Source organism: Marinobacter fonticola, from assembly GCF_008122265.1.
In the GTDB taxonomy this organism is placed as follows: Bacteria; Pseudomonadota; Gammaproteobacteria; order Pseudomonadales; family Oleiphilaceae; genus Marinobacter_A; species Marinobacter_A fonticola.
Genome location: NZ_CP043042.1, coordinates 579,018 through 604,017, shown reverse-complemented (window position 1 = coordinate 604,017; position 25,000 = coordinate 579,018). Strand labels below are relative to the sequence as shown.

Sequence of the window (25,000 nt, the reverse complement as noted above, 5' to 3'; positions counted from 1 at the left end):
GGGGCGCAGCCCCGAGCAACGCGCCAAACGCGTTGCGAGTCCATCCTATCCTCTCAGGCCATTCCAAGCTTGCGTCGAAGGACGGTTCGACTCGGAGTCTGCAACGCATATGGAGAGAACGTCGGAGCGGTGAGACTACCTGCTACCTAACGATCCTATTGGGCGGGCCAAATTTACAAAGGGCTTGCGTGAAAGCGCAGGTACTTTTTATTCTCCGTATCCCAAATATGTCCCTTCATTGTTCACCAAAGGGGAATCTACGAAGCGGAACTCTAAAAAAGACCTTTTCCCACCAAAGCTGCCGGACAAAAGAGCTTTATTTAAGGCAATCGCCGCGTGACGCGTCGTGTACACAAACCATCCACAACTTCCTTTATCAGACAATCAAAGCTAACCTGTACCCAAAAGGAATTACACTCCTCGCTATAGGGCATTGGTTTTTTATGAGCTTTCTATCAGATCAACAAAAAGAAGAACTCTGCATTGAGAGAATGATTTTCCACGTTGTTGACCCCGAACACGCTGGTCCGCAATTTTTAGCTGAAGTTTCCCCGCCTCAATGCGTTGAGTTCTTCGCAGAAAGAATAAGAGAGACTCTAAAAGGCGCAGCCTATAATTTTGTATCGGGATCAGGCCTACCATCATTGTTGAGAAGAGCTCTCCCAACTCTTAACACCACGGATGAATTTGCCAGTGTCTCCCATGATCTCGCTGAAAGATTTAAAGATAAGGTAAAACAAGATAGAAGGCTTGCACCAGGAGTGCTTATGTTTCTTCTACTCAAAACTACAGGCAACGAGAAACTGTGTGCAATTATAAAATATGAGCACCAACAAGTTGTCTCATACTCGTACGTAAAAAATGAAGATGGATCGGTAATCCCCCCGAAAACTAGCGGTGCTCAAAAGTAGAATTTTCCGTAAGCTACCCGCAGGGAGATTCTGCATGAAGAAGTCACGTTTTTCCGACAGCCAAATCCTGTCGATTTTGAAGCAGGCCGAGAACGGTGTTCCGGTTCCAGAGCTTTGTCGTGAGCACGGCATGAGCAGTGCCAGCTTCTACAAATGGCGCGCTAAGTTCGGTGGTATGGATGCGTCCATGATGGCCCGATTGAAGGAGTTGGAGGACGAGAATCGTCGGCTCAAGAAAATGTACGCCGAGGAACGGCTCAAATCGGACATCCTCAAGGAAGCCATCGAAAAAAAGTGGTGAAGCCGTCTCGTCGTCGGGAGATGGCGCAGAAAGCCGTTAATGAGAAGCGCGTGCGTATTCCGGCGAACGTGACCGGTCATTCCGGGAATCGTGACCGACTTGCACACGGCCATCGCGCTGGAGTCAGTTTTGTACTCTGAGCGGTCACGATGGGTCAACCGTTTCCGGGTTTTGTGCTTTGGCCTTTCGCAGTGATTCCCCCTTCAGATTGAGTCGGTGAGCACCGTGCAGGAGCCGGTCCAGGATCGCATCTGCAAGCGTGGCGGAGCCGATATAGTCGTGCCAGTGTTCGGTTGGTAACTGGCTGGCAATGAGCGTTGAGCCACGGCCGTGCCGGTCTTCGATCACCTCCATTAAGTCTTGCCGTTGTTGCGCGGTGACCTTTTGCATGCCCCAGTCGTCCAGGATCAGCAGGTCGGTTTTTAACAGCTGGTTCATCAGGCGGGCGTAACTGCCATCACCATGGGCGATGCGCAGCTGTTCGAACAGGCGCGGCACTCGCAGGTAACGCACGGATAGCCCCTGCCGGCAGGCCTGGTTGCCCAGGGCGCACGCCAGCCAGGTCTTGCCGCACCCGGTTGGGCCGGTAATGCACAGGTTCAGGGATTGGCGGATCCAGTCACAGCTGGCGAGGCCCGCCATGCGGGAGCGCTCCAGCCCCCGTGGATGGCGGTAATCGATGTCTTCCACGCAGGCCGGAACCCGCAACCGGGCTGCCTTCAGCAGGCGGTCCAGCCGGCGGTTTTCCCGGTGTAGGACCTCCCGGTCGATCAGCAAGGCCAGGCGTTCCTCGAACGCCAGATCATGGGTGTCAGGTTGTGCCCGTTGTTGCTCCAGGGCATCGCACATGCCGGTCAGCTTGAGCTGTCGCAGGGTATCGAGGGTGTTTTGAGTCAACATCAGTTTCTCCGGTATCAGTGGTAGTAGCGGGGCCCGCGAACGTTGGTGTGAACGGGCAGGTCAGCCAGTTCCGGTTCTTCCTCGTTCAGTGGTAGAGGCAACTGATCCAGCCCCTGCTTCAGGATCGAGGTGATGCTCTGGTAACTGGCCGAGTTGATGGACAACGCCCGGGCACAGGCCTGCTCCAGCCGGTCACGGCTGTAACGTCGACTCAGGTTCAACAGCCCCAGGCAGGCCCGGTAGCCATGCTCGGGATGCGGGCGATCCTTGATCTGTCGCTGCACCACGTCCAGTGTGGCCGGCCCGATGTCCCCGGCCCAGTTCAGGAACCGCCCGGGAGACCAGTTCTGATGGGCCCGGTGGGACTTGGGCATGTGCTCGGTCAGGGTGACGAAGCGGCCCTTGCCATGCCGAGAGTGCAGAGCCACCCGCTGGCCTTTGTGCATGACCTCAACGGACGTATCGGTAACCCGAACATCCAGCTTCACGCCCACCAGGGTGTGAGGCACGCTGTACAGCCGTTTGTCGATCTCGATGTGGTAGTCGATGCCCGGTCGCGTCTTGCGCCACTCGGCATAGACGTAGGGCGTTGCCGGCAGTGGCTTCAGCGCGGGTCGGTCCAGCGTTTCGAACAGGCTCTGGCGGCTTTCGGAGCGCCCCTGGAACGGGCGCTGGTTCAGTGCCGGTAGCAGGTCTGCAATCGCTGCGTTCAGTTCGGCCAGTGAGAAGAACGTTCGGTGCCGCAACCGGGCCAGGATCCAGCGCTCAACCAGCAGCACAGCGGCTTCGGCCTTTGCCTTATCTTTGGGCTTGTAGGGGCGTGCCGGTAATACCGCCGTCTGGTAATGGGCGGCCATTTCTGCGTAGGTCTCGTTGATCTGGGGCGTGTATCGGTCCGCCTTGGTGACGGCTGCCTTGAGATTGTCGGGCACCAACAATTCGGCTACTCCACCATAGAACGCCAGCATCCGTTGGTGGGAAGCGATCCAGTCCGGCAGGCTCTGGCTCCAGGTAGCCTCGGCGAAGGTGTAGCTGGATGCACCCAGTACGGCCACAAAGACCTGGGCCTTACGCATCTCGCCGGTGCTGCGGTCCACCACCGGCACGGTGGGGCCGCAGTAATCGATAAAGATCTTCTCACCGGCCCGGTGGACCTGGCGCATGCTGCGCCGCTGCCGGCCGCGCCAGAGCCGGTAGTGATGGCAGAACTGGCTGTACCGGCGAGCCTTGTCGCCGTGGCGTTCCACGTGCTCGGCCCACAGCAGTTGCAGGGTCACGCCCTTGGTCTTGAGTTCCTGGTGGACCTGGAAGTAGTCGGGCTCAGCAAAGCGAGATGGGGGTGTCTTGGCCGGGAACAGCTGGGCTTCCAGCCAAGCTTCGCCCGTGCCCTCCGGTAACGGCCAGGTAAGGCCCTGAGCGGTGGCCAGGCTGACGTACTTGCCGACCACGCCCTTGGATAGGCCGCAGGCACGGGCAATGCACTCATGGCTCAGGCCCGCTTCGTACTTGAGGCGCAAGACCTCGATGATCTGTCGCATGGAAATCCTCGCTGCCGGCATCCGCCCTTCCTCGTGATGAAAAAGAAACGGGTATGCCGGATAAAGGTGAAGAATTCCAGCGTCTTGGCAGTGATTCCGGAGGATCGTGACCGATGATTCCGGGATCGTGACCAGCGATTCCGGAAAAGCGTCCAAAATCGGTCACGATAAAACGGAATGAGCGGTCACGATCGCCCGGAACAGGCGGTCACGTTCAAACGGAATGGGCGGTCACGATGGGCCGGAATATGCAGCGCGTCAGTATTCGCCTGGCTTGTTCGATATTCAGTATCAGCGAAACCTGCTACCGCTATCAGGCCAAGCTCAGCAGCGAGAATGCCGAGATTGCGGACTGGTTGGTCCGGTTGACCCACAACCAGCGGAACTGGGGCTTTGGTCTGTGCTTCCTGCATCTGCGCAACGTGAAAGGCTTTGCCTGGAATCACAAACGGGTCTATCGAATTTATCGGGAGCTGGAGCTGAATCTGCGGATCAAGCCCAAGAAGCGTCTGGTCCGAGAGAAACCGGAGCCGTTAGCTGTACCGGAAGTCATCAACGACAGTTGGTCCATGGACTTCATGCATGACCAGCTTAGCGACGGTCGCAGTTACCGGTTGCTGAACGTCATCGATGACTTCAACCGCGAAGGGCTCGGTATTGAGGTCGACTTCTCGTTGCCGGCGGAGCGTGTTATCCGATCACTTGAGCAGATCATCGAGTGGCGCGGGAAACCGCGCTCGATTCGCTGTGACAATGGTCCCGAGTACATCAGCGGCAAACTGGTTGCATGGGCGGAGAAGCAGAACATCAAGCTGGCGTTTATCCAACCGGGAAAACCCCAGCAGAATGCCTACATCGAACGCTACAATCGAACCGTGCGTTACGACTGGCTGGCGCAGTATCTGTTTAATAGCACCGAAGCCGTTCAGGATTACGCCACGCGCTGGCTCTGGCACTACAATAACGAGCGCCCGAATATGGGACTCGGAGGGATAACCCCTCAACAGAAGTTGGCCATGACGGCCTGAGGTCTACTTTTGAACCCCGCTAAAAACGGGGGGATTACCGATCAGCAGTAACAGATGACGAAGGCAACCCTATACCTGATTTACAGAGTCTTGTTGAGACTTTCACCCAAGACAAAAAAGCCATGCAGAAGTCAGCAGTGGTCCGATTCGGAAACAATGGAGCGGAAGATTCAATAGTTGTGATCGACCACTCCTCAGGTAGATATAGAGACGCGAGCCAACACTTCGCAAATTTCCTCGATATAAAACGAGCGCTTGGGCCCACTGAACTTACCGTTAGGCTGGAAGAAGCAACGGTCGAAGCGATCAAATCTAACCCAGAAGAAGTGCCTGATGAGGTGAGGAAAGCACCCAAACGCCACATCCGAGTTGCTATGGAACGAATGGACGGATTCGATCACGAAAAACCAGAAGAATTCCTTGGCTCCATCGTACAAGGTTTAGCTCCTGACTCAAAATTGATCAAGTCCTTCAAATCAAAACTGAAAACTAGAGGCCTTGAAACCGAGGTTTTCCGGTTTGAAGGGGCAATTCCTCCCGCTGCAGAATACAGACGAGTTATAACGAAGGAAGGTGTAGCTATTCTTTTCAATAAAAAACATGAAGAAAATGAGAAAGTTCTTATACAGAATGCACCTAGAGGTGGAGTAACTATAACTATACATTCCACAGGATTGGATAAGGACGACGATCTTGAAAAACTGCCTCGAATCGCTAGTTGAGAGCCTTGGCAAAAGCCCAAGCTTTGAAGAGTCTGTCGATTCTATTGAATTAAATGGACATATTTCAACAGAAAACGTTGAAACTATTAGATTAGCGATTGAGGCAATAGACTGCTCGATTGACTGGAATATAGAAATATTAGACAGCGAATATGCTGAGATAGGCTTAGAGGATATCGAAGAGGAAGAAGTCAATCTCCGACTTTCGAAACCTGTCGGCTCGACTGTTTTCTTTATAACTCAAACTGGATTATTAGCAGCCTTAGACAAAGATGAGTTCGAGGGAGTAAGAGAAATACAGCTACTCGCCGACTTCGAAAAGATAAAAACGAAACGTTTTCTGATTGCACCTTGGGCTGGAGATTTAGGTGGTTCGGGAGAAATTTCTCAAGATAGCGAAAATCTAATCGATCCTAGGTGGAGCTTGGTTCGCGATCTCACCGGGCAAAACTTACCTGCTGACCCTTACCGTTGGATTTGCCTAGACACACCTTCTGACGGTAGTGAATTTTGGGAAAACTGGAAGAACCATGCATTCAGAAAGTTGGCGACCTTGCTTACTTCAGAAATTTGGCAAGAAAGCTCAGATTTAATGGTGTCTCTTGCAGGTACTCGCAGGCGAGTGCTTTACCTGGGAGCGCCGAGATCAATAGATGTTTCGGAATACATCTGCGTAGCAGAAACAGTCGATTGGCTCCTCGTAAGCCAAGATTGCGAAGCACGACATGAAGTTTTAGTACGACGGCTGGCAAACCTTACTCCTACCAGCGAAGGCAAAACACTCTGCTGGCAGCTGATAGTTGGAGGCATAGTACGTGAGGCGCTTGATGGAGCCAAACTTGATCACAGAGCCTACGTGAGGTCAAAGTCCGCGGAGAGTGTTAAAGCGATGGCGGAGCTGCGAAATACTGTGAGTGCCGACGTATCTAAAATCGCGGATCGCGCGCATAGACTCTCCAATGGGTTTGTGACAGGTATGGCGGCGCTAGCGGCTGGACTTGGCATACGACTAACTATACTTAGCTCCAGAAGCTTATCGCTCGAAGCTGGAGTAGTTTTCTGTGCCATAGTACTAAGCGTGATTTGGACAGCTGTATTTTTACAACGAAAAGTAAGCTCCGAATCTCTACTCAACGATCTAAAACATATGCGCAAATGGCATCGCAACGTTCACGTAGCTCTAACCAGAACCGACTACACGCAGCTGGCGCTCAGTCCAATTTTAAATGCACTCAGATTGTACAGAAGAACGTCAACCTGGACATTCCGTGCTATGATCTTGGCATCGATCGTGTTTGTGGCACTCACCCTAAGCGCGCACTTGATAATCACAAAAGAAAAAAATATTGGCTTGAGTATTCCAGCGTCAGGAGCCAATTCTGAGCTAAAAACTAAGAGCAGCGAATCAGAATAGTTCAGACTACACGTGAAGCATCATCGCCGTATCTAAATTTTCTACAAGTCGATTTCTAATCGATAAGCTCAAATAGCTCACCTATGTCGCACTCAAGGTAGCGGCAAGAGCCTCCTCCACCCCAGACTGTACCGTACTTGTGGTTTCGTGATAAAGCCGAGCAACCGCCCCACCTAGAAGCGCGCCTGGTAAGCCTTAGCAATCAAGTGAACATGGTTTTCGACAGCACCGGGAAGAATGAATAACCGCGGCCTACTTCTGAACTCATAAACCCGATATAGCCGAAACGCGTCCGAAAACTCATTCGATACATCAATGAGACTCTCGCTGATTTTGGGAAGCGTCTGGCACAACTACGTAAGGATGCGGGATTTACTCAAAAGGAATTGGCTGATGAGATTGGTGCTACTCGCCGGGTCATTGCCTACTACGAGACAGAAAGCTAACACCCGCCGGCCAACTTACTGGTGAACCTGGCTTATGCACTCAACGTGTCCACTGACGAGCTTTTAGGCGTTAAGCCGGTAAAGAAGAAAGCGCAACCGGACTCTCGGATGCTCAGGCGATTACAACAATTGGAGAAGCTCGACCCCACCACCAAGCGGCAGGTGGTGCAGGTGATTGATACGTATTTGGCGGCGGCTCAACTCAAGAAACAAGCCTAATCTACAAGCGCTTTAATGAAAAAAGCCCAGCCGGTTTCAATCGACTGGGCTTTGGACATTAAAGCCGTCTCTTTTTATGCACATTGACTTGTTTCTATCGGCCTTGGAGTATCTCTGCAAAACTAGATTCACACGATAAATAAAATTCCTGGTCTCGCACATGAATTACGTAAACTGACTCTCCATTCGGAAATAGCATCATCAGGTGCTTTTTTCGTACATTCTGCGACGCCTCCGTCACCTTGTGACTCCCAGATTCCATGGATTTACCTGAAAAAGTTATAAACCATATTCGCGCTCTATCTGAAGTCACTCTCTTTATGGTTCTTGAACCGACTCGAATAAAGTCAATGCTCAAGTATAAATAATACAGAAAAAAACCGGCTCCAAACAAAAATATTGCCTTTTCCCAAGCTGCATAGGAGTGGTCAAACACACCGACTAAAAAAACAAAGACTGCCACCATTGGGGCCGGGAGCATGCATATAAGCGCCCAATAAAACCACCCATGCCTTCCTAAGGCTCTACTATCCCAGGTATAGGGCAACATATTATTGCCCCACTGCCGTACCGATTGCACCCGAGGCCGCAGATGGCCCCCATCCGATAACGCCACCTGAAACAGCACCAGCGCCTCTTGTGATTCCTGCGGCCCAACCAGCTCCGACTGTAGAACCCGCCACGCTTCCCCAGTTTACAGAACCATTGTTGCAAGGGTCGCCGTCAGTACGATTCACATACATTTGAGCTGCCAAATTTGATAAACCACCGAGCACGGCAGAACTAACTATCCCCATTCCTCCCAATGCGCCTTGAATCGCGCCAGTGCCGACGCCAACAGCTCCCGCCACAGCAGCTTCTCCCAGCGTTGCTCCCGAAGCAAGCGCACCCGTGAAAGCAGATATACCACCGATCAAACCACCTATCGCAGCGCCAGGCAACCCGAACTGCCCATTAGGATCAACAAAGTTGACTGGATCATTGGCCACATAAGCATACAGGTTACTCTGACCGCCGAGGAACCCGATCGGATCTTTTGTCGTCCAACGCCCCGTCTTGGGATCATAGTCCCGCGCGCCAAAGCGGACCAAGCCTGTGTGTTGGTCATATAATCCACCAGCAAAGCCAAACGGCTGGAAGCCGGGGTTGGTGTCTTCGATGACGTTACCGAAGGCGTCGTAGGCCATCCGCTGCACCACGGTGCCGTCGGCGGCGCTCACCACCAGGCGCGGGCTGCCCAGGTGGTCGGTGAGGATGCGGTAGGTTTCGCCCTCCTTGACCATGTAGGCGGGGACGTGGGGTTTGTCCGCGTACACAAAGCGGGCCGTGACATTGCCGAAGCCATCCAGTTCGGCTACCGGGTTCAGTTGATCCCGGTACAGGAAGCCCTGCACTAGTTCGTCATCCACCTTCTTGCCAACTCTTCGGTTGCGGCCGTCGATCAGGTAATCGACGGTCATGTCGCCGGGCAGTTGCACTTGGCGCAGGTTGCCCAGAACATCATAGTCGTAGGCCGTGGTGGCACCGCTCTCTGTCTTGGAGGTGAGTTCACCATTTTGGGTGTAAGTGTAGCTGGCCCCGCCGTAGGTCAGCAGCCGGTCCTGGGCATCGTAGGTACCAGTCACGCCGTTGTGGCTGAGGCGGTTGCCGTTGGCGTCGTAGGTGTAGGTATCGCTGACGACGCCATTGCGGGTGACCTGGACGAGCCGGCCTGCGATGTCGTAGCTGTAGCCATGGACGGTGGTAATGCCTTCCAGGGTTTCCTGCTTCTCGGTAATCCGGCCCAGGAGGTCGCGCTGGTAGTCCACCGCATAGGAAACACCGCCGCTGTACTGCGCCTGTTCGCTGACAGGTTCGCCAAAGGCGTTGTAATTCAGGGTCGTGGTGACGTTACCCAGGGTGGTACCGGCCAGCAGGCCGTTGTCAGCCTGGCGCTCCAGGGCCATGGCGCCTGCTTCGGTCAACAGGCCGTCGGCATCATAGTCCAGGGTAATGGCATCCCCGTTGACAGTGAGCTGCCTGACCCAGAAGTTGTTGTCGTAAGTGCGGCTTACGGTGCCAGATACCTTGCCGGTCCAGCTTTCGGTCAGGGGCAGGAAGCCGTCGTAGGTATAGGACAATGTATCGCCGTTTGGTGAGGTCAAGGTTTGCAACTGACCCGTTGTTGGTTGGTAGTCAAAGCTATAGACGCCTCTCGGAATCTCCAGGGAACTTAGGCGGCCACCCGCATCGTAATCAAAACGCACCATTTTTCCATCGGGTCGTTCAATCCTGGTGAGCTGCTTATCCAGGTTATAGGAATATGCCGTAATGGTCTCCGCACCTTCCACGTTCGGTGGGCTATAGCCCGCTTCCAGGTCCGCCTCATTGTAGGCAAATACGTGTGCGTCCCGTCCCGGTGGGAGGATGGCCACAAGATTGCCAACCGGATCGTAGCTGTATTCGATGTCCCGGCCGTCAGGCAGGGTTTGACGGGTAACACGACCGGCCAGATCGTAGTCATAACGGATTGCACGCTGCAGGTCGTCGGTGACACTGGCGAGGTTGCCGGAGGCATCGTAGCTATACTCGGTGGTACGCTGTTCGGCCCCTTCGCCGGCGCTTAGGGCACTCAGGCGTCCGCGAGGATCGTAACCGTAGGTGACGTCGGCGAGGCTGCCGAACTGTCTCAGAATTGGCCGGCCCTGGGCGTTGAGTTGAACAGTGCCAGTACGGCCTGTCGCACTGGTCGCGCTCCAGGTGCGGGTGGCGGCGTCATAGGCAGCGTTTTGTGTGCGACCATTCACGGTGACGGTCTCCGTTAACGCTGTATGGCTCAGCGGATCAAGTGGGTCCTCCAGAGCGGCGGTGCGTTGGGTCGTCTGCTGCAACGCCAGGCCACCTGGAGTCTCGACGCTCCGCTCCTTCGTAAAGGGTGCCAACATGCCGAAGCGGGGATCGGGAGCCTGTTCGCTGACAACCCGGGTGCCGTCGGGGCGGGTGACCGCGTTCACGCCATCAGTGTAGGTGCGCTCCGTAACGGTGCCGTCGGGCGCCTGGTCTAGATACGTTCGCTGGCCCTTGGCGTCGCGGCGCACGGTGAAGCGGGAGACTTTCCCCTCGCCGCTGGTCATGTCGGTGCGATAGCCATCGTCCAGGTCGGTGCGGCCAATGTCCCAGCCTCCGCCGTTAGGGGCTTCATCGCGGATCAAACGGCCGTTGTCGTCATAGGTGAAGGCGTTGGCATGCCCGTTCGGGTCTTCGAAACGGGTGAGTAGGCCATCACCGGTATAACCCATGGACCAGCGCTCTCCGGTGGGTTTATTCGCGGCAATCAGGTGGCCGTTATCGTCGACGATTAACTCAGTGCGTTGGCCATCCGGGGCGATGATCGCCGTGGCTTGGCCGGAGGCACTGCGTTCGAAGGCTGTCTCATTGCCATCGCCATCAGTGACGGCTCTCAGGTAACCCTCCGCGCTATAGTCAAAGGTGTACACTATCACGCCAGTAACGGCATCCGAGGTGCGACGGTGGCGGCCGGTCGCGTCGAAGTGGTAGAGCTGGGCGCCGTCTGCGGACGGTACCACGGTTGCACCGTCCCCGACGCCAGATCGAAGCGACGTACCTACCCGACGGATACGCTGATTGCGTAAGTCTGCAATGTAAAGATTACCGGCAACATCTGACGCTAAACCCCTTGGATCGTGCAGTCGGGCGGCGGTGGCCGGACCACCATCGCCGCTAAAGCCCTGAGACCCGGCTCCAGCTACGGTGCTGATGGTTCCGTCCGGGCTCACTCTCCGAATGCGGGAATTCCCACTATCTGCAATGTACAGGTTGCCGGCAGCATCTACAGACACACCACTCGGACTGTTCAGCCGGGCAGCCGTGGCCGGACCACCATCGCCGGAAAAGCCCCCGCCGCCAAAGCCAACGTTCCCGCTCCCCGCCACGGTGCGAATGATTCCATCCGGGCTCACCCGTCGAATGCGGTGATTACCAGTGTCCGCTATATACAGGTTGCCCATAGCATCTACCGCCACACCGCTCGGGTAGTTAAGCCTGGCGGCGATGGCCGAACCGCCATCACCGGCAAAGCCCCTGACCCGGCCAGCCACTCTACTGATGATCCCGTCTGGGCTCACCCGGCGAATGCGGTGATTACTAGTGTCCGCAATATAGAGGTTGCCCATAGCATCCACCGCTACATCACGCGGTCGATTCAGCTGTGCAAACCTCGCGGGGCCACCATCACCGGAACTGCCCTGCGCATTACCGAACCTGCTGGAGCCGGCCCCGACCACGGTACTGATGGTCCCGTCCGGACTCACCCGGCGAATGCGATTGCCAAGTTCCTCTGCGATATAAAGGTTACCGCCAGCATCCACCGCTAAACCAGTCGGACGGTACAACCTAGCTTCCGTGGCCGGACCGTTATAAGGGATTCGATCCCCATTGTCGCTCCCTGCCACGGAAATAATTGTTCCGTCAGGATCCAACCGACGAACACGATGGTTATTCGCGTCGGCAATGTATACGTTGCCGGCAGCATCAATCGCCACGCCACTAGGCGATTTCAGCCGGGCGGCTGTGGCCGGACCGCCATCGCCGGCAAGACCCATCTCTCCGTTACCAGCAACAGTATCCCTTGGCACTCAAGGCGCCGCCAATTTGTGGGACCACACTTCCCTTTTTCGCAATTCCCGGCGGCAGTTTCTCCAGGGACAGGAAGGACTGGTAGTGAAGGACTGACTTGGTCACCTCGATGCTGCGCAGCAGTTTCCCGTCAAATCCGTAGGCCCGGAGTTCCCCGCGAACATATCCCCACAACACCCCACGGCGCGGGTCCACGGCATGCGCTCGCATGTGGTGGCTATCGGGAAGCTGGAAGAGCACTTCGCCATCTTCAATCGCTACCTTGGTAACGTGATGAGGCGCTGCCACCCAAAGGGCGCCGAGGAAATCGGTATTGGGACTTTCGTCAGATTGGACCCCATGGGTTACGAGGCTGAAAAGAGAGGTTACGGCAACAACGGCACAAATGGCCCACGCGGTACTACGGCGCCCCATCGGGAATCTCCTTATTCGTTACTACTCGTCCAATTACACCAGAGGATGGCGGCATCGGCATGCTGCTCACGTAGCCGCGGCAACAGAATATTAACTACTTGTAATTTTTTATACAACTAGTGAGTGCGCAGCAGTTCTCATTTAGTGCTGTAAAAGTTAATAAACTAGGGGAGTTAGGGGCTTCGGCAATACCCTGTTAATGAGGACGAACAGAGAACAACGATCGCTGCTGTGTGATTGCGCGGACTTACACTGGTGATATTTCCGGCACCGACCCGGGCGGATGGTATTACCTTGCGTCTCGGCTGACGCACCGGTTAGGGAGCACATATTCCAACTAGGGAAATGAATATTAGTTACCTAACATGACCGATTTTAGACAAACCAATCAGGACAAATTGACTATGTTATCGGCGAGAAGCTTTAGTGTGTAAGCTAGAAATCCATGAATACAGACAGCGGTCATTCTGGTTATTTTTCGTCAGCGCCAACCAGACAATCCTGTGCCCAAGATTGGCTTAAAATGTCCAGCATTTTGTTTTAAAAGGGATTTTCCGCACAACCAGCAAGTCATTTAACTACCTGAAGTGCATTGTATTACCTCGATTGGCCCTCTCTAAAACGAACAAAAGCAGTGCCCTCCGGAGGCAAAGGTCATAGGTTCGAATCCTATCGGGCGCGCCATATTCCACAAAAAAGCCCCGCCATAAGCGGGGCTTTTTTGTGGAACTTTGGTTTGCACGATGGCCGAGGAAGAACCTAGAACACCGGCGTATTTTCCCGCCGGTCGAGCTGGTCCATGAACACCCGGACCTGGTATTTTTCCCGCGCCCCGGTGCGAACACATCGCGACACACCCGACTTGCGCCCACCACGCCCCAGCCAGCAGCCTTCAGAGCAGGGCCAATCAGCTCAGCGCGCTGTCTGCGGCAGTTGTTGCATTTTTTGCAACAACTGCCTCCCGCTCCAGCTCGGCATCCCGAAAAATATTCTTCAGATGACGGGAGATCACTGACTTATCCCGACCCTGAATCAGATCGCATTTTTTTGCCTTCTCCACTCGTGTTCACAGAACGGCAATGTTCATTATTAATGAACAAGCCAAATTCGTGAACAAGGCGGCGGCGACTCTTCTGCCGGAGCTGCGCTGGTGCAACTAATTAAGAAAAAGGGGTGGCCAAAGAGGAAAGAAAGAGAAACATCCTACATCGCGCTAGGCAGGAGCGCCGATCCGAGAAAGGGTTTACTACCCCCCCGTCATATTCATAAACCGCAAAACCTGCACCTCCCCATCCGTGCTGAAATGATGGCGCTCCGGCTTTAAATCCATCGCCTGCACAATCGAGTCCCGAAGCTTCTCGTCATCGCCCGGATACCCGCGCAGGACCCTGCGTAGATCCATGGAGTGCTCGTTGCCGAGACACAACAAGAGCCGCCCCTCGACGGTTACCCGTACACGGTTGCAGGTTGAACAGAAGTTGTGGGAGTGGGGCGATATGAAGCCGATTTTGATGGGGCTATCGGGCATACGGTAGTAACGGGCGGGCCCTCCGGTGTCGGCGGCCGTCGGCAGCAGTTCGTGATGGCGCCGTATGACGGCCCGTACGTCGTCACTGCTAAAGAAACTCTCGCTACGATCGTGCTCGGTGATTTCGCCGAGAGGCATTTCCTCGATGAAGCTGATATCTACTTGCTTGCGCCGTGCAAACTCGACTAGCTCGGGAATCTCGTCTTCATTGCGTCCTTTGAGGATGACGACGTTCAGCTTGATGCTTTTGAACCCGGCCTCACGAGCCGCATCGATACCGTCCAAAACCTGGCTCAGCTTGCCTGTGCGAGTGATCCGCTGGAAACGTTCGGGGTCGAGAGAATCCAGGCTGATGTTCAGCCGGTGCAGGCCGCCCGCCCTCAGCTCGTCGGCATAACGGGGCAACTGGCTGCCATTCGTAGTCATCGCGAAGTCACGCAGTCCGAGCGCGCCGATTTCACGCACCAATCCCAGAATACCTTTTCGGACCAGGGGCTCACCGCCGGTGAGGCGGATTTTTTGGGTGCCCAGGCTGCTGAAGGTCCGGGCCAGACGAGCAATTTCCTCCAGAGTGAGAATCTGTTCGCGGGGCAGGAACTCCATGTCCTCCGCCATGCAGTAAACACAACGGAAATCACAGCGATCGGTGACGGAGAGCCGCACATAGTCGATGGTGCGGCCGAAACGGTCACGTAGAGCGGCCTTCTGGTTGCTCTTCATGTACTTACTCCCGTTATCCTGCGAGGCATATTTCGCTAAGGAACCTAAGCCGCCGGTGGCCGAAAGGCGCCGCGCCACTTCGATACCGGGTCGGCCGGTCCGAGACTGCTATGGGCTACATCGCCTGCAAGCGGAACAAGGCGATCTTGTTAATCTCCTTGAGTGCGCGCTGGAATTCCTGCTCCGGCGTGTTTTGCAACCGCTCGTCGAAAGAGGCGAGGATCTGATGTCTGTTGCTCCCTTTCACCGCCATGATAAAAATGAAGCCAAACTTTGATTTATAAGCCTCGTTGAGACTTACGAACCGGTCAAACTCTTCCGGCGTACACTCCTGAATTCCGGCACCTGCCTGCTCACTGGTACTCGAGGCCGTAAGCTCCCCGCGCATTGCGGCCTTGCCCGCAAGGTCGGGGTGAGCATTGATCAACGTCAGTTGGGCCTCCCGATCAGCATCAAGGAGAATCTGCGCCATCCGCGCATGCAGAACTTCGATTTCATTTACTGTTTCGTCGATGCCCAAATCGTAGGCCTGCTCCGCCACCCATGGCGAATGCTCATAGATGTCGGCAAACGCGGCAACAAAGGCCGTGCGACCCAGATTGGAGGGTGTTAGGGTTTGAAAATGACTCATTCTTTGCTCCTTCTGTATCAGAACCACTACAAGCTGTGAACCGTCGCCTCTGGGTAAGAAGCCCTTGCGCTCTAGATTCTGTAATGCCGGGGCTTTAGCGCACCGCCAGCGGTCTTGGCGAGGAGCGGCAACATGTTTACCCCAGCCCGACAAGGCGACCGATGCAGCGCTAAAAGCCCGTTGAGCTGACCGCTCGCCAAGCCGCTAGAGAAACGAACGGTCAATTTTGCTTGCCGACAAGACGTTGCACTCCCACTCAGAATATACGAATTCGTATACAATGTATCAATAATAAAGGACACATTTTCAACCAACAACGAGCAGCGAAGCACCCCTTAAGAGCAAGAGCCGCTCTTTCATGGGCCTTTCTTGGTTTATCATCCCAATAGCGTCAGCAGTCAATCGCGATGGACATTCCCGGAATAAATGTATACAAAAATAAAATTTAATGTCTTGTGTTTAAGATAAATTTCGATACAATCATTTCTATGCACATGACGAGCGAGACGCCTGGTTAGGCTGAGACTGATCAGACGCCCTGCTCGAAATGGCGCGCGATTTACGCGCAGCCATTTCTCCGACGATCTTCATTGTGCCCACCCCCCTTCACACACGACTGCCTCAGTGTGTTATTTACCCGCCCTTTGGCGGGTTTTTTTTGGGTGCCTGAAAACTCGTGACGGCATGCTGCCTGGTACACCAGTGTCCCTTAACAAAAGTTCGTCGCCTGTCAGCGCCGCTGTGCGGCTGCCCGACAAGGCGCGCGAGCGCAGGACTGGCCGTAGCCAATTCAAGTGAGTGCAACGCGGTCGGGCAGCCGCACAGCCTCGCCCGTAGGGAGCCCCGCAGTTCTACCCTGACCGCGTTGCGCACCTTGAAAAGGGAATAACCCTTCCCTGCGGTACGCGCCTTGTCAGGGTAGAACTGCGGGGCTCTGACAGGTGACGAACTTTCGTTAAGGGACACTAGACCTGCGTAGAGCCATAACGCATCCAAACCCTCAAATTCATGAAGCTCTATGGCCAAGTTCGGTCAAATGGTGTTATTTCTCGTATACTATCTAGTGCACTGTCGGCATGCAGACTTGATCAAGACGGCTACGTCTATCAGAAAGTGAGTGCCCGCGTTTGAAATGTGACCGACACTGGCCTATTCCAAACGTTCACTTTAGGATACAGCCGCATGTTCAGAAGGCATTTTAGCGCTGCATTTTTACTACCTATTCGCGAGAGATTATGAGCAAACAAGTGGACCCCGCCAAAAGTGTCAGTCGAACTCTCAAGAAACGTACTGGAACCACCAGTGACACGATCTACGCCCACATCTTCGACGCTATTCTTGAGCACCGCTTGGCGCCCGGCACCAAGTTAAGTGAGGAGGCGCTTGGCGAGATATTTGGCGTCAGCCGCACTATCATCAGGCGAGAGTTGTCGCAGCTGGCACATGAAGGCGTGGTGTCCATTCGTCCTAACCGCGGCGCTATGGTGGCTAGTCCGACTGTGGAAGAGGCCCGTCAGATTCTCTACGCACGCCGCCTCGTCGAACGGGCGATCACGGAGCTGGCCGTCCAGCATGCGACCGAGAAACAGCTCGACGCATTGCGAGAAATGGTAGTGGAAGAGCAAAAGTGTTTCGCTCAAGGGGATCGGGGTGCGGGCATTCGCTTATCGGGCGAATTTCATCTGAAACTAGCGGAAACCGCGAATAACACGCCGTTTATCGGATTCCAGCGCAGCTTGGTTTCGCAAACCTCGCTTATTATCGCCCAGTACGAAAAGGGCACCCGTTCGCACTGCTCGTTCGATGAACACAATGAGCTGCTTGATGCCATTTCCGCCCGTGATACGGAAAAAGCGGTCTCACTTATGATGCATCACATGGATCATATCGATGCCAAGCTGGATTTCGATGAGGAGGGCGCAAGCGATGACTTGCATGTTGTTTTCTCGCATTTAGGACTTGGCAAGAAAAATACGACGGTCAAAGAATAACCGCATGCAGGCGTAGAGAATGCTTGTCGCCTGCATACGGTGTCACACCAACCTCCCGCCCCCCAGCGCTCGCTGCTTGCGGGGGACGAGGCTCTCTTCTTTGCGCAGAACAGCGCCTACATCATCAACTCGCGCATGTCCTCCAACGTCTGTTTCAGCACATTGGTGAATCGCGCCGCCTCGGCTCCGTTCACGGCCCGGTGGTCATAGGACAGTGATAGCGGCAGCATTAGCCGGGGCTGGAAGGCGGTACCATCCCAGACAGGCTTCATGCTGGCCCTGGAGAGGCCGAGAATGGCGACTTCGGGCGTGTTGACGATGGGTGTAAAGGCGGTACCACCGATCCCACCCAGACTGGTAATGGTGAAGCACCCACCCTGCATGTCGCTGCCTTTCAGCTTGCCGTCCCGGGCCTTGGCAGCCAGCTCCTGTGCCTCACGGGCCAGGTCCCAGATGCCTTTCTTGTCCACATCCCGGATAACGGGCACTACCAAGCCATTGGGCGTATCCACGGCGATGCCGATATGGATGTAGTGCTTTTGCACCACTTCACGCTTGTCCATATCCAGGGCCACGTTAAAGGCAGGTAGGGCCTTAAGAGCGTAGGCGCAGGCCTTAAGCATGAACGGCAGCGGAGTAATTTTAACACCCTGCTTTTCGCCAGCGGCTTTCTTGGCCTTACGGAACTCCTCCAGGCCGGTAATATCCGCTTCCTCGAACTGCGTCACGTGGGGCACGTTGAGCCAGCTGCGCTGCATGCTATCCGCGGTGAGGCTATGCAGGCGGCTCATGGACTTGCGTTCGATTTCGCCGAATTTGCTGAAGTCCGGTAGCTTGACCCCGGGCAAACCAGTGCCGCTGGACGCGCCCGCCGCCACACCCGCCTGACTGGCCTTGATGTGTTGCTTGACGTAGTGCTGGACGTCGTCCTTGGTGATGCGGGCTTTGGGGCCCGAGCCGTTGACGCGGGGTAATTCCACGCCCAGTTCCCGGGCGAGCTTGCGCACGGCGGGGCCGGCATGGACACGCTCTCCGCTCGCGGGCTCAGCCTCGTCGCTCGCAGCCGGTTCGGGCTGCTTCGGCTCAGGAGCTTTTTCCGGCGCCGGGGCCTCGCTCTCGGAAGGGGCTTCTTCGGTAGCTTCGGTTTCGGTTTCGGCTTCCTCGTCCGCTTCGCCACCGGCTTCCGTCACGACCATCTCGAGAAGGTCATCGCCTTCGCTGACGGTGTCTCCTTCCTTTACCAGCACCTTGCCCACCTTTCCTGCGAAAGGCGATGGCACATCCATACTGGCCTTGTCGGATTCCAAGGTGACCAGAGGATCTTCCACGTCGATAACGTCGCCCTCTTTCACCTGAATCTCGATAATGGGGACGTCCTGGGATCCGCCGATGTCCGGAACCTTGACGGTTTCGGTGCGGCTGCCTGCGCTGGCTTTACGGGCCGCCTTGGCGCCCTCATCCTTGGCGGGCGCCTCCGCTTCCGTAGCTTCCGGCTCGGATGGCGTCTCGGCTTCCGCCGGGGCTTCGGCGCCGGCATCAATGTCCATATAACCCACCAGGTCGCCCTGGCTAACCTTGTCGCCCACCGACACCTTCAGTTCGCGGATCGTGCCAGCGAAGGGTGACGGCAACTCGACCGTCGCCTTGTCCGACTCCACGACAAGGATGGGATCTTCCTCGGCCACCGTGTCGCCGACGGAAACGCTAATCTCAATCACCTCGACCGCATCGGAACCGCCGAGGTCGGGGACGCGAATTTCTTCTTTGCTCATCGCTTACTCTCCGTCTTGCCTCAGCAGGAAATAGGGTTGGGTTTGTTGCGGTCGATACCGTACTTGCGCATGGCGTCCAGTACCTGCTTGGCATCGACGGTCCCTTCTTCTGCCAGGGACGACAGCGCCGCGACAACCACGTGATAGCGATCGACCTCGAAAAACGAACGAAGCTTTTCACGGGTATCGCTGCGACCAAAGCCATCGGTGCCCAACACCGCATAGCGGTTGGGTACGAAGGCGCGGATCTGCTCCCCATGAAGTTTGATGTAGTCGGTGGAGGCGACGACCGGCCCTTCCCTGTCCTGCAAGCACTGGGTGACGTAGGCTGTCCTGGGTTTGTCATCCGGGTGCAGCCGGTTCCAGCGCGCTATATGCTGACCGTCCCGGGCCAGTTCATTGAAACTGGTGACACTCCAAACGTCGCTGGAAACACCGAAGTCGTCCTTGAGCAACTGCGCCGCCGCGCGCACCTCGTTGAAGATCGAGCCGCTGCCAAGCAGCTGGACCCGCGGGACCTTCTTCTTGCCTTTGCCGCCCACCTCGACGCTCTCGAACTGATAAAGACCCTTGATAATGCCTTCTTCCACGCCCTCGGGCATGGCCGGGTGCTCGTAGTTTTCGTTCAGCAGCGTGATGTAGTAGTAGACGCTTTCGTTCTCTTCATACATGCGCCGCATGCCGTCCTGCACCACCACGGCGACCTCGTAGGCATAGGCCGGATCGTAGGACACGCAATTGGGTATGGTGCCGAACAGGGTATGGCTGTGACCGTCCTGATGCTGCAGCCCTTCGCCGTTCAGGGTGGTACGGCCGGAGGTGCCACCCAGCAAGAAGCCCCGCGCCTGCATGTCGCCCGCAGCCCAGCAGAGGTCGCCCACACGCTGGTAACCGAACATGGAATAGAACAGGTAGAAGGGGATCAGCGGGAAGTCGTTGCTGCTATAGGAGGTAGCCGCAGCAATCCAGGCCGCCATGGCACCGGCTTCGTTGATGCCTTCCTCAAGGATCTGGCCCTGCTTGTCTTCCCGGTAGTACATGATCTGGTCACGGTCCTGGGGCGTGTACTTCTGACCCTCGGAGGTGTAGATCCCCATCTGTCGGAACAGTCCTTCCATGCCGAAGGTGCGGGCCTCGTCGGGCACGATGGGCACGATGCGCTTACCGATACGCTTGTCTTTCACCATGGCATTGAGCATCCGCACAAAGCCCATGGTGGTGGAAATTTTACGATCGCCGCTGCCGGCGAGGACCGGTTCGAACACGTCCAGCCCGGGGATCTGCAAGGGCTGACTGTCCTTACGACGTTTGGGGTAATGGCCACCCAGATCCTTGCGGCGTTTCTGCATATAGACCATTTCCGGCGAGTCCGGCGCAGGACGGTAGTAAGGAATGTCCTCGATGTCGTCATCGGAGATGGGCACGCCGAAACGATCCCGGAACGCCTTCACCGTATCCAGATCCAGTTTCTTCAACTGGTGGGCCACGTTCTGAGCTTCGCCGGCCTGGCCGAAGCCATAGCCCTTGACCGTTTGCGCCAGGATGACCGTCGGCCGGCCTTTTTGGGTGGTGGCCTGGTGGTAGGCCGCGTAGACCTTGTAGGGGTCGTGGCCGCCACGATTGAGCCGGGCAATATCCTCGTCGCTCAGATCCTTGACCAGTTCGGCCATTTGCGGATCCCGCTCGAAGAAGTGCTTGCGGGTATAGGCGCCGCCGTTGCTCTTGTAGTTCTGCAGATCGCCGTCGACCACCTCGTCCATGGTGCGCTGCATCACACCGTCCTTGTCTTTTTCGAACAAGGGATCCCACTGCCGGCCCCAGACGACCTTGATCACGTTCCAGCCGGCACCGCGGAAGGCGCCTTCCAGTTCCTGAATGATCTTGCCATTACCGCGCACCGGCCCGTCCAGGCGCTGCAGGTTGCAGTTGACGACGAATATAAGGTTATCGAGCTTCTCGCGACCGGCTACGCCGATGGCACCGAGGGATTCCGGCTCGTCACATTCGCCATCGCCGAGGAAGCACCAGACCTTGCGGTCGCCCATCTCGATCAGCTCACGGCTGTCCATGTACTTCATCACATGGGCCTGATAGATGGCCTGGATCGGCCCCAGCCCCATGGACACCGTGGGGAACTGCCAGTAATCCGGCATTAACCAGGGATGAGGGTAAGAGGACAAACCGTTGCCATCCACTTCGGAGCGATAGTTATCCAGCTGCTCTTCATCGAACTGGCGCTCGAGATAGGAGCGCGCGTAGATGCCCGGCGACGAATGCCCCTGAAAATAAACCAGGTCCCCTTCCCGCTTTTCGTCGCCGCCATGGAAGAAGTAGTTGAAGCCTACGTCGTACAGTGTGGCTGCCGAAGAGAACGAGGACACATGGCCGCCAAGGTCGCCCGGCTTCTTGTTGGCCCGCAGCACCATCGCCATGGCATTCCAGCGAATCAGGGAACGGATGCGCCGCTCCATGAACAGATCGCCGGGCATGCGCGCTTCCTGAGTCGCCGGAATGGTGTTGCGGTAAGGTGTATTGAGCGTGAACGGCGCAGCCGCGCCATCGCGGGTCGCAAGCTCGGAAAGACGACCGAGAAGATACTGCGCCCGATCAACGCCTTCGACCTCGATGACGGACTTCAGTGCTTCCATCCATTCTCGGGTTTCAGTCGGGTCTTCGTCACGATGCATGGGCTTCTCCATGAATCCAAATAGGTGGTTGAGACTGTCGCCGGAGCCCTGGGGCACAACGGCGACGCTTTTTAGTTTTTTCTGGGATAAAGGGGGTGGCGGCAACGACTAGCGGAACTTCGCCTGTGCCGCGGGAACGGATTGACGTTCGGAGTGGTGCTTGGCAACGCTATATCGCGGACCGGCATCGGAAGCCAGCACCCGCTTCATAGCGGACCCACACTCAAACTTCAGCCGGGCGTGCTGGATACGCCGCCGCCCGGTTTTAAACCTCGATGATCTTGAAGGCATTGGTGCCCCCGTGCGCATCCATCTGATCACCGCGGGTCAAAATGACCTGATCGCCGGTGGTGACAATGCCTTTGGACACGAGCAACTCGATAGCGCGCTCGTTCACTTCATCGGCAGCCATCGTCGTCGTGTCGAAAAGCACAGAGGACACGCCCCGATACAACGCCATCCGCCGCTGGGCCAATGGGTTGTGCGCCAACCCGACAATGGGCAAGCCGGAGCGGATCCGGGAGGCGATAAGGGCGGTGCGGCCGGTCGCAGTCATGCATGCGATCGCCGCGACGCCCCCAAGGTGGTTGGCGGCGTACATCGCCGACAGTGCGACCGCCTCGTCGATCCGCGCGAAATCCTGCCGCACGCGGTGGCCGGATTCCTGCGTACTTCTCTCCCGCTCGGCACCCAGGCAGAGCCGGTGCATCGCTTCGACGGCCTCCACCGGATATTCGCCTGCTGCGGTTTCAGCAGACAGCATGACGGCGTCTGTACCGTCAAGAACGGCATTCGCCACGTCGAAAACCTCAGCTCGAGTGGGCAGAGGCGCAGTAATCATCGTTTCCAGCATTTGTGTGGCGGTGATCACGGCACGGTTGAGCTGTCGCGCCCGCTTGATCATGCGCTTCTGGACGCCGATAAGCTGCGCATCGCCAATCTCGACACCGAGATCCCCGCGGGCCACCATAACGGCTTCGGAGGCGCTAATGACCTCGTCCAAGGTCGCGTGGTCGGCCACAACTTCAGCGCGCTCGATCTTGGCCACGAGGCCAATGTGCTTGCCGGCTTCGCCCAGGAGGTCGCGGGCTTCGTGCATGTCAGCGGCGCTACGGGGGAAGGACACGGCAAGATAGTCCACGCCGATCTCGAGGGCGGTTGTGATGTCCGCACGGTCTTTGTCTGTGAGCGCCGCGGCGGACAATCCGCCTCCCTGCTTGTTGATGCCCTTGTTGTTGGAGAGTTTGCCCCCCACGACGACCGTCGTGCGAACCTCGGAGGCATCCACACTGTCCACCTGAAGCACGAGGCGACCGTCGTCCAGCAGCAGGCGATCACCCGTAACCACGTCCTGGCCCAGCGCCTTGTAATCGCAGCCGACCCGTTGGCTGTCACCGGCATCGTTCTCCAATGCCATGTCGATTACAAACGGCTGGCCCTTGGCGAGCGTGACAGCACCGTCCCGGAAACGGGCGATACGGATCTTGGGGCCTTGAAGATCGCCCATCACCGCGACGCTCTTGCCGAGCCTATCAGCGATCTCCCGAACCTCGGAGAGTCTCCGGCCGTGGTCATCCGCGCTACCGTGGGAAAAATTGAGGCGCACCACATTCACCCCGGCCTTAATCATGGCTTCAAGCACACCCGGGCGGTCGCTGGCAGGGCCCAGTGTGGCGACAATTTTGGTGCGGCGAATCGTGTTCAGCGTTTTTCTCATGCAGACCTCGGCAGTACGAGCAGGGCGCGAAAATCATTGACGTTGGTGCGGGTGGGGCCGGTGACGATCAGGCCATCGAGACCCGCAAAAAAACTGTAGGCATCGTTGTCCGCGAGATACGCCTCGGGATCCAGTGCCATGGCTTCAGCCCGAGACCAGTCGCCTGGGCCGAAGAGCGCGCCGGCATTGTCCTCGGAGCCATCGATACCGTCGGTGTCGATGGCTAGCGCGTATATGTTGTGCGCGCCCTCGAGGGCCGTAAAAGCGCCCAGAAGGTATTCGACATTGCGCCCGCCCCTGCCGTTGCCACGAACCGTCACGCTGGTCTCTCCACCGGAAAGAATCAGCAGCGGAGCGGAAATGTCGTTTTGGAGTTCCAGCGCCAGTGCGGCGTGTTCACGCCCCAGTTCCCTCGCCTCGCCTTCCAGGTCATCGCCCAGTATCCGGACCTCGATACCGGCCGCCACCGCGGCAGCGCGCGCAGCGCAAAGCGCATCCCGCGCTCTGGCCTGAATCACCGAGCGATCTCGATCAAAATCGGTCGAGTCCGCGTTAGGTGCGGTGTTGTCGCTCTCCAGGTGGCTACGCACGGCCTCGGGAATCTCGATGGCATAGCGTTCCAGGATTGCCAGCGCGTCGAGCGGTGTTGTCGCATCTGGCAGGGTCGGTCCGGAGGCAATCAGCGTGGGATCGTCTCCGGGCACATCGGAAATCAGATAGGTCACCACTGGCGCCGGGTGCGCCGCAGCCGCCAAGCGGCCGCCTTTGATACTGGATAGATGGCGACGCACGGTGTTGATCTCGCGAATCGGCGCGCCACACCGTAAAAGCTTGCTGTTGATCGCCTGCTTTTGCTGCAGGGTCAGGCCCTGAGCAGGCAGGGTCATCAACGCTGAACCACCACCGGACACCAGCGCGATCACCAGGTCATCCGCGGTGAGTGCGCCCACCGAGTCGAGCATGCGCTGAGCAGCCTTCTCGCCCAGTTCATCCGGCATTGGATGAGAGGCTTCCAGCACCTCGATATATTGGCAGTCGGCGCCATGGCCATAGCGGGTGACGACGACGCCGGAAATATCCGCGTCTGGGTAGGACTCCGCCCACGCCCGCTCGAAAGACGCTGCCATCGCTGCGGCCGCTTTGCCAGCCCCGATCACCACAGTGCGTCCGGACGGACGTGGTGGAAGCTGGTCCGGTTTAAAAAGCGTATCGGGATGAACGGCGGATACGGCAATGGAGGCAAGCTCCCTTAGCCAGACGTTCACTTCGGTCGGGTGTTCCAGGCTGAGCGCATCGGACAGGACGTGCATCGGCGGGTCCTCGCTACGAATACAGAATGAAGAAGGAGAAAGGGCCTGTCGGCGCGGGGTCATGGCAGGTGCCGACACGGCACCTGCCAGAGGACGCTTTACGCGCCGGCTGCCGC

16 protein-coding genes and 3 pseudogenes are annotated in these 25,000 nt (G+C 56.7%); 8 read left to right on the top strand and 11 right to left on the bottom strand.

The window, feature by feature from the left end; all coding sequences use genetic code 11:
• The first annotated feature begins 443 nt into the window (after positions 1-443).
• Together FXO11_RS02615 and FXO11_RS02610 are read left to right on the top strand one after the other, a co-directional pair.
• Positions 444-911, top strand: coding sequence for a nucleoid-associated protein (locus tag FXO11_RS02615; protein WP_148861443.1), 468 nt, complete (start codon positions 444-446; stop codon positions 909-911).
• Between the two features lie 34 nt (positions 912-945).
• Positions 946-1,271 (top strand): annotated as a pseudogene (locus FXO11_RS02610) (transposase); the annotation flags it as partial.
• 85 nt (positions 1,272-1,356) lie between these two features.
• Here the strand turns inward: FXO11_RS02610 and istB are convergent.
• Complete coding sequence (istB, locus tag FXO11_RS02605; RefSeq protein WP_148861442.1) at positions 1,357-2,112, bottom strand: IS21-like element helper ATPase IstB; 756 nt, start codon at positions 2,110-2,112, stop codon at positions 1,357-1,359.
• A gap of 14 nt (positions 2,113-2,126) precedes the next feature.
• Positions 2,127-3,671 carry an IS21 family transposase gene (gene istA, locus FXO11_RS02600; protein WP_406565638.1) on the bottom strand — a complete coding sequence of 515 codons (1,545 nt, stop codon included), beginning with the start codon at positions 3,669-3,671 and terminating at the stop codon, positions 2,127-2,129.
• 236 nt (positions 3,672-3,907) lie between these two features.
• On the opposite strand from istA, the pseudogene FXO11_RS02595 reads away from it, so the two are divergent.
• From FXO11_RS02595 to FXO11_RS02575, 5 genes and pseudogenes are all read left to right on the top strand, one after another.
• A pseudogene (locus tag FXO11_RS02595) lies at positions 3,908-4,678 on the top strand (IS3 family transposase); the annotation flags it as partial.
• Between the two features lie 122 nt (positions 4,679-4,800).
• Positions 4,801-5,400, top strand: coding sequence for a nucleoid-associated protein (locus tag FXO11_RS02590; RefSeq protein ID WP_148861440.1), 600 nt, complete (start codon positions 4,801-4,803; stop codon positions 5,398-5,400).
• Positions 5,372-6,814, top strand: a complete 1,443-nt coding sequence (locus FXO11_RS02585) for a DUF998 domain-containing protein (RefSeq protein ID WP_148861439.1) — start codon at positions 5,372-5,374, stop codon at positions 6,812-6,814. The genes FXO11_RS02590 and FXO11_RS02585 overlap by 29 nt, the downstream gene beginning before the upstream one ends.
• Before the next feature lie 302 nt (positions 6,815-7,116).
• The gene (locus tag FXO11_RS20640; protein WP_148864766.1) at positions 7,117-7,260 is read left to right on the top strand and encodes a helix-turn-helix transcriptional regulator; all 144 of its coding nucleotides are present in this window, start codon (positions 7,117-7,119) and stop codon (positions 7,258-7,260) included.
• A 21-nt stretch (positions 7,261-7,281) separates the two neighbouring features.
• Positions 7,282-7,479, top strand: a complete 198-nt coding sequence (locus tag FXO11_RS02575) for a hypothetical protein (RefSeq protein WP_148861438.1) — start codon at positions 7,282-7,284, stop codon at positions 7,477-7,479.
• Positions 7,480-8,030: 551 nt separating this feature from the next.
• On the opposite strand, the gene FXO11_RS02570 is transcribed toward FXO11_RS02575, so the two are convergent.
• From FXO11_RS02570 to uraD, 5 genes and pseudogenes are all read right to left on the bottom strand, one after another.
• Positions 8,031-11,870 carry an NHL domain-containing protein gene (locus FXO11_RS02570; protein WP_227546118.1) on the bottom strand — a complete coding sequence of 1,280 codons (3,840 nt, stop codon included), beginning with the start codon at positions 11,868-11,870 and terminating at the stop codon, positions 8,031-8,033.
• A 102-nt stretch (positions 11,871-11,972) separates the two neighbouring features.
• Positions 11,973-12,080: pseudogene (locus FXO11_RS20635) on the bottom strand (NHL domain-containing protein); the annotation flags it as partial.
• 7 nt (positions 12,081-12,087) lie between these two features.
• Positions 12,088-12,528: a hypothetical protein gene (locus tag FXO11_RS02565; protein WP_148861436.1), complete on the bottom strand. Its 441-nt coding sequence runs from the start codon at positions 12,526-12,528 to the stop codon at positions 12,088-12,090.
• Positions 12,529-13,774: 1,246 nt separating this feature from the next.
• Entirely contained in the window at positions 13,775-14,776 is a 1,002-nt protein-coding gene (moaA, locus tag FXO11_RS02555) for a GTP 3',8-cyclase MoaA (protein WP_148861435.1), read from the bottom strand.
• A 115-nt stretch (positions 14,777-14,891) separates the two neighbouring features.
• On the bottom strand, positions 14,892-15,407 hold the full coding sequence (gene uraD, locus FXO11_RS02550; RefSeq protein WP_148861434.1) for a 2-oxo-4-hydroxy-4-carboxy-5-ureidoimidazoline decarboxylase: 516 nt from the start codon (positions 15,405-15,407) through the stop codon (positions 14,892-14,894).
• A 1,235-nt stretch (positions 15,408-16,642) separates the two neighbouring features.
• Here uraD and FXO11_RS02545 point away from each other — a divergent pair.
• Positions 16,643-17,398 (top strand): GntR family transcriptional regulator, encoded by a 756-nt coding sequence (locus FXO11_RS02545; protein ID WP_148861433.1) that lies wholly within the window; start codon positions 16,643-16,645, stop codon positions 17,396-17,398.
• A gap of 116 nt (positions 17,399-17,514) precedes the next feature.
• Here FXO11_RS02545 and aceF read toward each other — a convergent pair whose 3' ends face one another.
• From aceF to FXO11_RS02525, 4 genes are all read right to left on the bottom strand, one after another.
• Positions 17,515-19,170 carry a dihydrolipoyllysine-residue acetyltransferase gene (aceF, locus tag FXO11_RS02540; protein WP_148861432.1) on the bottom strand — a complete coding sequence of 552 codons (1,656 nt, stop codon included), beginning with the start codon at positions 19,168-19,170 and terminating at the stop codon, positions 17,515-17,517.
• Between the two features lie 20 nt (positions 19,171-19,190).
• Positions 19,191-21,857: a pyruvate dehydrogenase (acetyl-transferring), homodimeric type gene (gene aceE / locus FXO11_RS02535; protein WP_148861431.1), complete on the bottom strand. Its 2,667-nt coding sequence runs from the start codon at positions 21,855-21,857 to the stop codon at positions 19,191-19,193.
• 265 nt (positions 21,858-22,122) lie between these two features.
• Positions 22,123-23,574, bottom strand: a complete 1,452-nt coding sequence (gene pyk, locus FXO11_RS02530) for a pyruvate kinase (protein ID WP_148861430.1) — start codon at positions 23,572-23,574, stop codon at positions 22,123-22,125.
• The gene (locus FXO11_RS02525) at positions 23,571-24,884 is read right to left on the bottom strand and encodes a glycerate kinase type-2 family protein (RefSeq protein WP_148861429.1); all 1,314 of its coding nucleotides are present in this window, start codon (positions 24,882-24,884) and stop codon (positions 23,571-23,573) included. Before FXO11_RS02525 ends, pyk begins: the two co-directional genes overlap by 4 nt.
• Positions 24,885-25,000: the final 116 nt, after the last annotated feature.

Excerpts from the sequence above, each read along its gene's own strand:
- FXO11_RS02615 (WP_148861443.1), top strand. The coding sequence starts at position 444 with ATGAGCTTTCTATCAGATCAACAAAAAGAAGAACTCTGCATTGAGAGA.
- istB (WP_148861442.1), bottom strand. The coding sequence starts at position 2,112 with ATGTTGACTCAAAACACCCTCGATACCCTGCGACAGCTCAAGCTGACC.
- istA (WP_406565638.1), bottom strand. The coding sequence starts at position 3,671 with ATGCCGGCAGCGAGGATTTCCATGCGACAGATCATCGAGGTCTTGCGC.
- FXO11_RS02590 (WP_148861440.1), top strand. The coding sequence starts at position 4,801 with ATGCAGAAGTCAGCAGTGGTCCGATTCGGAAACAATGGAGCGGAAGAT.
- FXO11_RS02565 (WP_148861436.1), bottom strand. The coding sequence starts at position 12,528 with ATGGGGCGCCGTAGTACCGCGTGGGCCATTTGTGCCGTTGTTGCCGTA.
- moaA (WP_148861435.1), bottom strand. The coding sequence starts at position 14,776 with ATGAAGAGCAACCAGAAGGCCGCTCTACGTGACCGTTTCGGCCGCACC.
- uraD (WP_148861434.1), bottom strand. The coding sequence starts at position 15,407 with ATGAGTCATTTTCAAACCCTAACACCCTCCAATCTGGGTCGCACGGCC.
- FXO11_RS02545 (WP_148861433.1), top strand. The coding sequence starts at position 16,643 with ATGAGCAAACAAGTGGACCCCGCCAAAAGTGTCAGTCGAACTCTCAAG.
- aceF (WP_148861432.1), bottom strand. The coding sequence starts at position 19,170 with ATGAGCAAAGAAGAAATTCGCGTCCCCGACCTCGGCGGTTCCGATGCG.
- aceE (WP_148861431.1), bottom strand. The coding sequence starts at position 21,857 with ATGCATCGTGACGAAGACCCGACTGAAACCCGAGAATGGATGGAAGCA.
- pyk (WP_148861430.1), bottom strand. The coding sequence starts at position 23,574 with ATGAGAAAAACGCTGAACACGATTCGCCGCACCAAAATTGTCGCCACA.
- FXO11_RS02525 (WP_148861429.1), bottom strand. The coding sequence starts at position 24,884 with ATGCACGTCCTGTCCGATGCGCTCAGCCTGGAACACCCGACCGAAGTG.